The organism is Collinsella aerofaciens (genome assembly GCF_019131995.1).
Taxonomy (GTDB): domain Bacteria; phylum Actinomycetota; class Coriobacteriia; order Coriobacteriales; family Coriobacteriaceae; genus Collinsella; species Collinsella aerofaciens_S.
The window spans coordinates 1-10,684 of the sequence record NZ_JAHONA010000044.1 but is presented as its reverse complement, the minus strand read 5'-3'; the positions used below and the strand labels follow the sequence as shown (position 1 = coordinate 10,684).

Annotated in this window: 10 protein-coding genes and 1 riboswitch; of the genes, 1 reads left to right on the top strand and 9 read right to left on the bottom strand. The window is 60.8% G+C overall.

Going from position 1 to position 10,684, the window contains the following annotated elements; genetic code table 11:
- Positions 1 to 656 precede the first annotated feature (656 nt).
- The 9 genes from KSY82_RS09775 to KSY82_RS09735 form a co-directional block, all read right to left on the bottom strand.
- Positions 657 to 1,940, bottom strand: a complete 1,284-nt coding sequence (locus KSY82_RS09775) for an aminotransferase class III-fold pyridoxal phosphate-dependent enzyme (RefSeq protein WP_217751074.1) — start codon at positions 1,938 to 1,940, stop codon at positions 657 to 659.
- Between the two features lie 69 nt (positions 1,941 to 2,009).
- Positions 2,010 to 2,990: an acetylglutamate kinase gene (gene argB, locus KSY82_RS09770; protein WP_195232433.1), complete on the bottom strand. Its 981-nt coding sequence runs from the start codon at positions 2,988 to 2,990 to the stop codon at positions 2,010 to 2,012.
- A gap of 81 nt (positions 2,991 to 3,071) precedes the next feature.
- Positions 3,072 to 4,340 carry a bifunctional glutamate N-acetyltransferase/amino-acid acetyltransferase ArgJ gene (gene argJ / locus KSY82_RS09765; protein WP_217751073.1) on the bottom strand — a complete coding sequence of 423 codons (1,269 nt, stop codon included), beginning with the start codon at positions 4,338 to 4,340 and terminating at the stop codon, positions 3,072 to 3,074.
- A gap of 134 nt (positions 4,341 to 4,474) precedes the next feature.
- On the bottom strand, positions 4,475 to 5,545 hold the full coding sequence (gene argC, locus KSY82_RS09760) for an N-acetyl-gamma-glutamyl-phosphate reductase (RefSeq protein ID WP_217751072.1): 1,071 nt from the start codon (positions 5,543 to 5,545) through the stop codon (positions 4,475 to 4,477).
- Between the two features lie 257 nt (positions 5,546 to 5,802).
- Positions 5,803 to 6,213 carry a pyridoxamine 5'-phosphate oxidase family protein gene (locus KSY82_RS09755; protein WP_117745769.1) on the bottom strand — a complete coding sequence of 137 codons (411 nt, stop codon included), beginning with the start codon at positions 6,211 to 6,213 and terminating at the stop codon, positions 5,803 to 5,805.
- A 44-nt stretch (positions 6,214 to 6,257) separates the two neighbouring features.
- Entirely contained in the window at positions 6,258 to 6,704 is a 447-nt protein-coding gene (locus KSY82_RS09750) for a pyridoxamine 5'-phosphate oxidase family protein (RefSeq protein ID WP_055309439.1), read from the bottom strand.
- Between the two features lie 30 nt (positions 6,705 to 6,734).
- Positions 6,735 to 7,535 (bottom strand): energy-coupling factor transporter transmembrane component T family protein, encoded by an 801-nt coding sequence (locus KSY82_RS09745; RefSeq protein WP_217751071.1) that lies wholly within the window; start codon positions 7,533 to 7,535, stop codon positions 6,735 to 6,737.
- Positions 7,535 to 9,439: an energy-coupling factor transporter ATPase gene (locus tag KSY82_RS09740; protein ID WP_217751070.1), complete on the bottom strand. Its 1,905-nt coding sequence runs from the start codon at positions 9,437 to 9,439 to the stop codon at positions 7,535 to 7,537. Before KSY82_RS09740 ends, KSY82_RS09745 begins: the two co-directional genes overlap by 1 nt.
- Positions 9,436 to 10,026 carry an ECF transporter S component gene (locus KSY82_RS09735; protein WP_254881805.1) on the bottom strand — a complete coding sequence of 197 codons (591 nt, stop codon included), beginning with the start codon at positions 10,024 to 10,026 and terminating at the stop codon, positions 9,436 to 9,438. Before KSY82_RS09735 ends, KSY82_RS09740 begins: the two co-directional genes overlap by 4 nt.
- Before the next feature lie 5 nt (positions 10,027 to 10,031).
- Positions 10,032 to 10,224: riboswitch (FMN riboswitch) on the bottom strand.
- Positions 10,225 to 10,352: 128 nt separating this feature from the next.
- On the opposite strand from KSY82_RS09735, the gene KSY82_RS10615 reads away from it, so the two are divergent.
- On the top strand, positions 10,353 to 10,684 hold a 332-nt coding region (locus KSY82_RS10615; protein ID WP_368042059.1), incomplete at its 3' end, for a helix-turn-helix domain-containing protein.

Sequence of the window (10,684 nt, the reverse complement as noted above, 5' to 3'; positions counted from 1 at the left end):
AAGCCCATTGTGGCACCCCGAGCCCGCGGAAAGAAGCTGCGCCGCGGGGGAGGCGGCCCCCAATGGCTTTCTCATATCGTCTTTGCGCCCATTTCATGGGATTCGAACCCGCCAGGGTGCGGAGCTGAGGAAACGCGAAGCGTTTTCCAGCGCAGCACGCGAGGGCCGCAGGCCCGAAGCGGAAGCGGGCGGCGCCAGCCGCACGCGGACATCCCTCATCGCCCACCACTGATTTGATAGGCTCCCAGCAATGGGAGCCTTTCTTTTTTGGGCCCATCGCAGAGGGATTCGAACCCCACAGCTCACTCGTTTCAAGGGCAGTGGTCAAAAAATGCCAAATATGAGTACTGCTACCTCTTTTGTAACAGCATTTTCGAGGTCCCAAAGGGCAAATCTGACATCAAAGCAACGGCTAACGGTCCAGATGAGCATGTTTTCTGACAGCAAAACTGGACATATGCGGTCCAATTCGTCAAATTGTGTCTAATTTATATGCTACAGAATTAGTGCCCGTACTCATATTTGGCATTTTTTGACCAGAGGGACTTTTGACCATCGCAAATCAGCAACAAAACGGGCTCCGGATCGCCAAATCATGCCGCATATGACACACCCAGCAGTCCGGAACCCGATCCAAATTGAGTTATTACGCTGCGTTAGCCCAAGACACCCGACAGGATCTCGATCAGACTGTCCACGTCGGCTTCCTCGCAGACGAGCGGCGGCAAGAAACGCAGCGTATGAGCACCCGTAGCGTTAATCACGGCACCGGCGGCCAGCGCGCGGGCAACAATATCATGTGCGTCGCCCGCGGCATCATCCAAATCACAGCCGAGCATCAGGCCACGGCCACGCACCTCTACCACATGCGGAAGCTTAGCCAGCGCCTGCTCCATATAGGCACCCACCTTGGCAGCATGCTCGGCATAATCGCCGCGCACAAGCGCGGAGAGCGTCGCGGCACACGCCGCGATGGCCAAGCAGCTACCGCCAAAGGTCGAGCCGTGGTCGCCCGGCTTAAACACGTCGGCAATCTCCTTCTTTGCCACGACGGCACCCATGGGCACGCCGTCGGCAATGCCCTTGGCAAGGCTCATGATGTCGGGCTCCACGCCATAGGTCTGGAACGCAAACGGCTTGCCGGAGCGGAAGATGCCGCACTGGACCTCGTCGGCGATAAGCACGGCGCCCACTTCGTGTGCCAGGTCGCGCGCTGTCGCCATAAACTCCTCGGTCATGGGGTGCACGCCACTCTCACCCTGGATCGGCTCGAGCATCACGGCACAAATCTCGCTCCCCAGCTGCTTAAAGATCGCACGCAGCTCGTCCACATCGTTGGGCGTGCAGGCCACAAAGCCACCCGGCAGCGGGCGGAAGCTGTCCTGCAGCCAATCCTGCATGGTGGCGGCAATGGTCTCGAGCGTACGGCCGTGGAAGCCGCCGCGCATGCACACGATGGTGTTGCCGCCATTACCGGCACGCTTGGCGTACAGGCGCGCGAGCTTCATCGAGCCCTCGTTGGCCTCGGCGCCAGAGTTGGCAAAGAAGGTCTCCCAAACCTGCTCATCCGCAGCCGGGGCACCAAGAGCAGCTGCCGTGGTCTCATCGCCGGCGGCAATGGCATCGGCAAGCACGCGCGCACCATCTACGTCGTCGTTAGCAAGCTTGGACAGCAGCGCCGCGACCTGTCCGCGCTGCTCAATGTAGAAGTAATTGGAGACATGCATGAGCTTTTTGGTCTGTGCCTCGAGCGCCGAGAGCACAGCCGGGTCGCCATGACCTAGGCTGCACACGCCGATGCCGGCAAGAAAGTCGAGGTACTCACGGCCATCGTCGCCGGTGAGCTTCATGCCGTGACCCTCGACAAACTCGACCGGAGAGCGGCCAAAGGTATGCATAACGTAATGGGATTCAAGCGATTGCTGAGCTGCAAGTGACATGGGATGCCTTTCGTTGGGCGCCAGACGGCGCGGGGCTATGGGTGCAGGAATGGGGCGGCTGCGGGTCAGCTAGACCGTCTGAAGCTTCTCGACCTCGTCAAGGTTTTCGGTCAGACGCGCAGCAAACGTCGAAAGCGGATGCGGATGCGTATCGAACTCGTAAGCCGTCTCGGTGGAATGGATCACGGTGCCGACGCCGGCATCGGTCAGCAGCTCCAGGAGCAGCGAATGCGGCGTAGTACCGTTAATGATGTGGGCACGAAATACGCCGCCGGTAAGCGCATCGACGGCCGCGCGCAGCTTGGGAATCATGCCCTTATCGACCTCGCCGCCGTAGAGCATTTCGTTAACCTCGTCGAGCGTTAGGTTGGAGATAAGCGAGTCCTTGTCGCTAAAGTCCTTGTACAGGCCATCGACATCGGTCAAAAAGATCGCCTTATGCGCGTGGAGCGCCGCGGCAACGGCACCGGCGGCGGTGTCGGCGTTGATGTTGAAGAAACCGCCGTCCTCCCCCGCCGCGACGGTAGCGATGACGGGGATGTACTCGCTATCGAGTAAGCGCTCGATATAGTCGGTGTTGACGTGCATCACTTTGCCCACGCGACCGAGCTCGGGGTCGAGCGGCTCGGCGATGAGCGTGCCGGCATCGCTGCCCGACACGCCCACGGCCAGGTTGCCGTGGTGGTTGATGGCAGCAACCAGCTCCTGGTTAACCTTGCCGCCCAGCACCTCGCGCACGATATCCATAGTCGCCGGCGTGGTCACGCGCTGGCCGTTCTTAAACTCGACGGGAATATCGTAATGGCTCAGCGCCTCGTTGATAGCCTTGCCGCCGCCGTGCACGATGACGGGGCGCATACCGATGATCTTGAGCAAAACGATGTCGCTCATCACGTCGCGGCGCAGCTGCTCATCAACCATGGCGGCTCCGCCATATTTGATAACAACCGTCTTGCCGGTCAGGTTCTTAATCCACGGCAGCGCTTCGAACAGCAGCTGCGCGGTTGCTTCGTTGGATTCGCTCGAACGACAATCGCGTGCGAATTTCATAATCTGCCTCGTCTTTCGTATCGTTATCGCGCCGTGCTCCGCTGTCCGCAATCGCGGCAAGATGCGCAGCGTGCCTGGAATCTAGGAACGGTAGTCGCCGTTGATGGAGATGTATTCATGCGTGAGGTCGCAGGTCCACACGGTCGTTGCCGCGTCGCCTGCGCCCAGGTCGGCCGAGATCACGATCTCGGGCGCCTCGAAACGTCGTAGAGCCTCGTCCTCGTCAAAGCGAACAGTCAGACCGTCGCGACAGACGGGCATGCCCATCATGTCGATGGAAACGTCTTCCTGATTAAACTTCACGCCGCACTTGCCAAGCGCCATGGCAACGCGGCCCCAGTTGCAGTCGTGGCCGGCGATGCAGGTCTTAACGAGCGGCGAGTTGGCAACGGCACGAGCGGCGATATCGGCCTCCTCGTCGTTCACGGCGCCGGTAACGTTGACCGTAACAAGCTTGGATGCGCCCTCGCCATCGGCGGCGATATTGCGCGCCAGGCTCTCGCACACCTCGTGCACGGCAAATGCCAACTCGTCGAAGGCATCGGAGCCCTCGACGATAGGCTCGGCATCTGCGGCAGCGGCGCCGGAGGCAAGCATGATGCAGGTGTCGTTGGTCGAGGTGTCGGAATCGACCGTTACCTTGTTAAAGGTCTGCTTGACGGTCGAGAGCAGCAGGGCATGAAGTGCCGCAGGCTCGACGGGGGCATCGGTGGTGATAACTGCGATCATGGTGGCCATATTGGGCATAATCATGCCCGAGCCCTTGCACATTCCGCCTACCGTATAGACATTGCCCGCATGACCCGCAGCCTCGCTGACATAGGACACGGCGTACTCCTTGGAGTGCGTGTCAGTCGTCATGATGGCGCGAGCGGCATCGGCGCCACCGTGGGCGGAGAGCGCCTCGTAGGCAGCAGGAATGGCGGTCTCAAACGTGTCGATCGGCAGAATCTGGCCAATCACGCCCGTGGAGGCAACCAGAATCTGCTGGGGCTCGCAGCCGATGACCTGCGATGCGATGCTGCACGTCTCGCGCGCGCATGCAAGGCCGGTCTCACCCGTGGCGGCGTTGGCATTGCCAGAGTTGACCGAAACGCCGGCGATGATTCCGTAGCCCTTGTCGGCACCGCCCAGGTTGGCACGGCTCACCTGCACGGGTGCCGCGCAAAAGCGATTGGTGGTAAACACGCCGGCGCCGGGACAGGGTTTATCGGGCACGACGAGCGCGTAATCCAGACGCTCGGGGTTCTTGCGGAGCCCAGCGTGGATGCCTGCAGCCTTAAAACCAGCCGCAGCCGTAACGCCACCCTCGACAGCGCGAATCTTGATATCAAACAGCTCGGTATTCATCGTCTTTATGACTCCTTATGTCAAACAAAAAACGGACATCGGTTGGTGCGCCATGCCAGTCGTAATCATGAGACCAGCTCAAGAGTGGCGCCCCACTCGATGCCCGACTACCAAATCGTTAACAATCGAATGTGCTACACCGGGCACGCCACTGTGGGCAAGCCTCGTCGCTCGTCAAAGCCAAAGACGATATTGGCGCACTGGACTGCTTGGCCCGCAGCGCCCTTGCACAGATTGTCGATGGCGCCCGTCGCCACCAGAACGCCCGCGCGCTTGTTGAGCGCGAGGCCAATCTGGGCGGCGTTGGTGCCGACGACCGAAGCCGTCTTGGGCTGCTGACCGGCATCGAGCACGCGCACGAAGGTGCGACCAGCGTAGAACTGCTTGTAATAGTCGACAACGTCCTCAAGGGTCAAGGTATCGATAGCCTGCGGCGTGAGCGGCAGCGTCACCGTGGAGAGCAGGCCGCGCTTGAGCGGTGCCAGATGCGGGGTGAAGACGACGCGATCGGTCAGGCCAAGGATTTGCTCAATCTCGGGCGTGTGGCGATGCTTGCCCACGCCGTAGGCCTCCAAGTTCTCGTCAGCGCTGCAAAAATGCGTACGAGCGTTGCAGGACTTGCCGGCACCCGTCACACCGCTGATGGCATCAACGATCACGGGGCCGCTCTGGGCAACCCAGCCAGCGCGCACGGCGGGCGCGGCGGCAAGGCTCGTTGCGGTGGGATAGCAACCGGCGCAGGCGACCAGCACGGGTTTGCCGTCGGCATGGTCGGATGCGGCGGTCTCCAAGTCCCGGCAGAATAGCTCGGGCAGGCCAAAGGCACGGGTCTTGAGCAGCTCGGGGCTCGTATGCTCGGCGGCATACCACGTCTCAAAGACGGACGCGTCGTTCAGGCGGTAGTCGGCCGAAAGATCAAAGCAGGAGACGCCCGATGCAAGCAGCGCGGGCACCTGTGCCATGGCAGCCGTGTGCGGCACGGCAAGAAAAACCGCATCGCAGCTCTTAAGCTCGGGGGCGTCATGCGTGGTGAAAACCAGATCGCTCACGCCAGCAAAGCTCGGATACACCGCGGACAGCGGCTGGCCGGCATCGGCGTTGGACGTAATGGCAACAAGTTCAAACTCGGGATGGCCGAGCACGAGGCGAATGAGCTCGGCTCCGGCATATCCAGCCGCGCCGGCGATTCCAACCTTCAATGACATATCAGACTCCTTGTCTGCGATTTATGCACCGATGCGCATTTCGCAGTGGTCGTTATGAAGTGGGTTGAAACTTTAGCACCAAAAGATGCATGAACACGTAAATGGCTTGCATATTCATGCATTGAAACAATCCCGACACATTCGCTTGAAGGAATTGACAAATGGAGCGGGCCCCGTATTGACCGGCGCTCCTAACGGCACCGGGCAATACGGGGCCCGCCCATGCGAAAACCAAGTTGTTAGGATGAGCCAGCCGGCTAGAGCTCGACCGGCACCCATTCGTCGTGATTGCAGATAAAAGCCTCGGGATCCTCGACGCTAAAGAAGACGAGCGTGGGGTCGTTAGGCCCCTCATAGTGCTCGCCCAGGTGCTCTAGATGCTTCCACCCGGCTTCGCGCATTTCGTCTAAAGCCCGGTCATCCAAGCCGGCACGCCCGCGCAAGATGAGCCAGCCATGGCCCGGCCACCAACTCGTGGCCTCAAAGCGCTGGTTTTGCAGCAGCTCTTGCCACACATCTTTGGTGCGCGCTGTTACAAACCACAGCTTGCCATCCTGGATCTGCGCAAACGAAAACGGACGCACATGAGGCTGTCCGTCAACGCTCGTCGCCAAATACCATGCCGGCACCGACGTCAGATACTCCAACACCGTATTCAATCCGTCCACGTTTCCTCCTGTACTAGTTAGTTTGGGAACCTGGTTTGTGCGAGCTAGAGCTCCAGACGCTCCTCGCTGCCGTCGATATCACAGAAGCGCGCGGCAATATTGCGGACCGAAAAGAAAGCAAGGCGGCCGTCGTTGGCACTCTCGTGTTCCTCGCCAATGCCCACCATGTGCTTAAAACCCGCTTGACGCACCTTGTCGCTCGCAACTGCGTCGTCCTCAAGTGCGGCTTCGCCGGTCAATACGATCCAACATTCCCCCGGCTTCCAGCCCGATACCTCAAACTTGGGATTCGCACTCAGCTCCGCCCACACGTCCTTGTCGCGCGACGTGCAAAACCACAACTTACCGTCATCGACCATGGCAAACGAAAACGGCCTCACGCGAGGCTGATGCCCGTCACTTGCATCGGTCGTGGCCAGATACCACGCCGGAATGCGCCTGAGATACGAACAGGCGCGCTCAAGCTGAGCCGTGCGGTCGTTGTCGGTCATAGGGACCCCTTTCTTGCGCCCGAATCGCGCCTAAACAAGTTGAAGATTGATGACGATGACGCAGATGAGCAGCAACGCCGTCACCACCGCCGCCAACGCATCGCCGCGGCCAAATGCAAGCGCATGCAGGCGCGTGCGGCCCTGCTCGCCGTGATAGCAGCGTGCATCCATGGCGGCAGACAGCGTCTCGGCATGGCGGAACACGCCCGTGAACAGCGGAATCGCCACACTGCCGAGCATACGCACGCCGCCGAGCGGACCGCCCGTCACGCGCGCGCCGCGGCTTGCCTGTGCATCGGCCGTCTGCTTCATCTCAGTGGCAAACTGCGGCATAAAGCGTAGCGCGATACCCATGATCATGCCGAGCTCGTGCGCAGGAAGTCCCACACGCGCAAACGGCGCGAGCAGGCGCTCAAAGCCCGCGGTGAGGTCGAGCGTCGGCGTGGTGAGTGTAATGGCGCTCATGCCGGCCATCATCAAGCTCAGGCGGCACGCCATAAAGGCGGCGGAATGCAGCGAACCCTCGCTTATCCGCAAAAAGCCAAGCTGCCACAGAATGCGCCCACTCTGGTCGGAAAACAGGTTGAGCACTGCGACCACCACGACAATCGCCAGCAATGGTGCCATCGATGATAGGACCCGGCGCAACGGCACCCGGGACACGGTATAGATCAGGACAACGAAGATTGCGACAGGGGCCAGTCCGCGAAAGCTGCTGACTGTGAGCGTCGTGATCAGAAACACAAAGCCCAAGAGCAACTTAGTTCGCGGGTCCAGGCGGTGGATCGCACTATCGCCGGGATAGTAGCTGCCAAACGAAAACGCCTCCATCAGCAGTCCTCCTCTCGCACGACCGTCTTGGATTTAGCAATGTCCGCGACGTTAGAGGAACCGCCCGAGCGACCGATTAGCAGGTCCACCAACTCATCTGCCAGCGACTCAACCGTATAGAGGCCGTCAAAGCGCAGCGGCACGCCTGCCTTCGCAAGCGCCAGCGCCATACGTTGGGCAGCGGGAACACCCAAGCCGATTGATTTAAGCTCATCCGCATGCGCAAACACCTGAGCGGGCGTGCCCTCGGCAAACACCGCGCCCTCGTTCATCACGACAATACGGTCGCAGCAATTGGCCAGGTCATCCATGCTGTGCGAAACCATGACAACGGTCAGGCCATCGCGGTGAAGTCGATCGATAAGCTCAAGGAAATCCCTGCGCGCAGCCGGATCGAGCCCCGCCATGGGCTCATCGAGCACCAGGACTTCGGGCTCCATGGCGAGCACGCCGGCGAATGCCACACTCCGTTGCTGACCGCCCGAAAGCTCAAAGGGGCTCTTGTCGCCGACCGTGGAAAGGTCGAGGCCCACGCGTGAGAGCGATGACTCGACACGACGGTCGACTTCATCTTGCGGCAAGCCAAGGTTATGCGGACCAAACGCCACGTCTTGCGCCACGGTTTCGGCAAACAGCTGACGCTCAGGATATTGAAACACCACGCCGACCTTGGCCTTAACCGCGGCGGCGTCTTTCTTGTTTGACAGATCGAGCCCCAGCGCGCGAACGGATCCCTCCTGGGGGCGAATCAAACCGTTGAGATGCTGGACCAGCGTCGACTTACCCGAACCGGTATGACCTGCCAGTCCCAGAAACTCGCCACGACGCACCGTCAGCGTAACATCACGAAGCGCCCAGAGGCTGTTTGGATCGTTGCCCCAAAGGGCCTGTTTGCTCGATGCGCCCGCAGTGGCCGAGCGCTTGCGCCAGCGACGGCGCTCGCGCGGACTGAGCGAATAACTGTACGAAACATGGGATAGCTCGATGACGGGCTCCGACGCGTTGCCCTCGTTGTCTACCGGAACAGTGCCGTCAGCGATTTCCGACTGGGATACGGAAGACTGCCCCGCGATGCCTGCCCCACTTCGCTCGGCATAAGCCTGCGCAATCTCGGCAACCATATCCGCCTCACGCACCTGCGCGCAAACGGGCACGCCCTTCGCACGAAGTGACCTGCCCAGACGACACGACTCCGGCATATCCAGGTTGAGCTGCGCAAGCTCATCCGCCCGCGTCAAGATTTCCTCGGGCGTACCGAGCATGGCAACGTGCCCCGCCCGAAACACCGCGACACGATCGGCCTCGGCGGCCTCCTCCATAAAGTGCGTAATCATCACGATAGTCATGCCGCGATCGTGGAGCGCATGACAGGCCTTCATAAGGCCCTTGCGTCCGCGCGGATCGAGCATCGAGGAGGCCTCGTCCAAGATAAGCACGCGCGGCTCCATGGCAAGTACGCCGGCGAGCGCCACGCGCTGCTTTTGTCCGCCCGAGAGCGCATGGGTCTCGTGGCGCTCAAAGCCCACCAGGCCCACGCCCTTCAGCGCCTCGCGTACGCGCTGCGCAATTTGCACCGATGGCACGCCAAGGTTTTCGGGACCGAACGCAACGTCATCTTCGACAAGCGTTGCCACCAGCTGATCATCGGGATTCTGGAACACCATGCCCGCGGTCGAACGAATGTCGTAGACCAACTCGGGATCGGACGCATCCATGCCGTTGACGCGCACCGTGCCCGCATCGGGCTGCAGCAGCGCATTCAGATGCTTGGCAAACGTCGACTTGCCCGACCCATTGCCACCGAGGATGCAGAAAAACTCCCCGTCCTCGATGTTCAGATCGGCACCGTCGAGTGCCGACACGGCACCGTCATAGGTAAAGGAAACGCCCCGACACTCAATCATGCGCGGCCTTTGACCTGGTCCTTTTTAGGCGTGATGAGGTTGGAGACCGCTTTATACACCGCCAGTGTCAACACCGAGTTAAGCACGGTCTTGATAAGGTTGAACGGCAGCACGGCAGGAATCACGAGCGGGGCGATCACATCGACCGAGCCATACCAGAACCATACGCCAATGGTAAGGTTTGCGACCATAGACAACGCCGTAGCGGCAATAACGCCGAGCACCAGGCCAATCACGGCACCCTTATAGGTATGCATCTTCTGATAGACGATAGCCGCAGGCAGAATGTAGCCCAGCGTGGCAACCAGGTTCATAAGCGCGCCGACCCAGTCGCCCGTGGTGAGCGCATGGATAACGATAGCCATAGCGGCAACAGCAGTGCCGGCGCCAGGACCATACGCAAACCCGCACACCATCGCCGGTACCAGCGACGGGTCATACGTCAAAAACGGCGCCGAAGGAAGGATGGGCAGCTGCACGTACATAAACAGGGCGCCCAAGGCACACATCAACGCCATGGTAACGAGCTGTTTGGTGCTCCACCTATTCGTGTTCTCAAAATGGATATGCTGCGACTGTTCAGACATAAGATCACCTGCCTCTTTCATCCGGACTCTAACCGTTGGTACTGGGATCTCACCAGTTCAGCCGGCATGCGAACCAACGCACACACGGGTCGCGGACTCATCGGCTCGGTCGCAGGCATCTCACCTGCGCCACGGCGTCCCTTTGACACCGCCCGATTTACCGCCAGTGGGGAATTCCACCCCGCCCTGAAACAGCAATTGCAAGTGTAGCACGAGCAATCGTTCGCGCAAGTATGCCGAGGGTAATTTATGGTGGGGATCAGCTGCCCCTTGATTATCAACTTCATCCGAACACTTCCCACATTCATCCGCACATGTGCGGATGAATGTGGGAACCCGATACCCTGAGGGCCGGACCGGCCGGCCCCGGGAGATCGGAGGACGGCATGTCCGGAAAGAAGAATAGGGGCTCCGCGAGGGCGGTCCCGAGGGCCTACGGAAGGCTCACGAGGCACGAGCGGGACACGGTCCAGAGGATGCTGGAGCGCGGGGCCTCGTGCAGGGAGATCGCGAGGGAGCTGGGCAGGTCGCCCTCGACGGTGAGCGCCGAGGTGGCGTCGCACAGGTTCGTGACGGCGCCGAAGTCCAGGCGCGGCGAGCGCGTGGACGCCTCCGCCGACCTGTCGGCGGCCTGCCCGCGCCTGGCCGCGTGGCCGCG

What these genes read in the sequence shown, in the direction of transcription:
- KSY82_RS09750 (WP_055309439.1), bottom strand. Translation starts at nt 6,704, where the DNA reads ATGACCGACAACGACCGCACGGCTCAGCTTGAGCGCGCCTGTTCGTAT.
- argJ (WP_217751073.1), bottom strand. Translation starts at nt 4,340, where the DNA reads ATGAATACCGAGCTGTTTGATATCAAGATTCGCGCTGTCGAGGGTGGC.
- KSY82_RS09740 (WP_217751070.1), bottom strand. Translation starts at nt 9,439, where the DNA reads ATGATTGAGTGTCGGGGCGTTTCCTTTACCTATGACGGTGCCGTGTCG.
- KSY82_RS09735 (WP_254881805.1), bottom strand. Translation starts at nt 10,026, where the DNA reads ATGTCTGAACAGTCGCAGCATATCCATTTTGAGAACACGAATAGGTGG.
- argB (WP_195232433.1), bottom strand. Translation starts at nt 2,990, where the DNA reads ATGAAATTCGCACGCGATTGTCGTTCGAGCGAATCCAACGAAGCAACC.
- KSY82_RS09745 (WP_217751071.1), bottom strand. Translation starts at nt 7,535, where the DNA reads ATGGAGGCGTTTTCGTTTGGCAGCTACTATCCCGGCGATAGTGCGATC.
- argC (WP_217751072.1), bottom strand. Translation starts at nt 5,545, where the DNA reads ATGTCATTGAAGGTTGGAATCGCCGGCGCGGCTGGATATGCCGGAGCC.
- KSY82_RS09775 (WP_217751074.1), bottom strand. Translation starts at nt 1,940, where the DNA reads ATGTCACTTGCAGCTCAGCAATCGCTTGAATCCCATTACGTTATGCAT.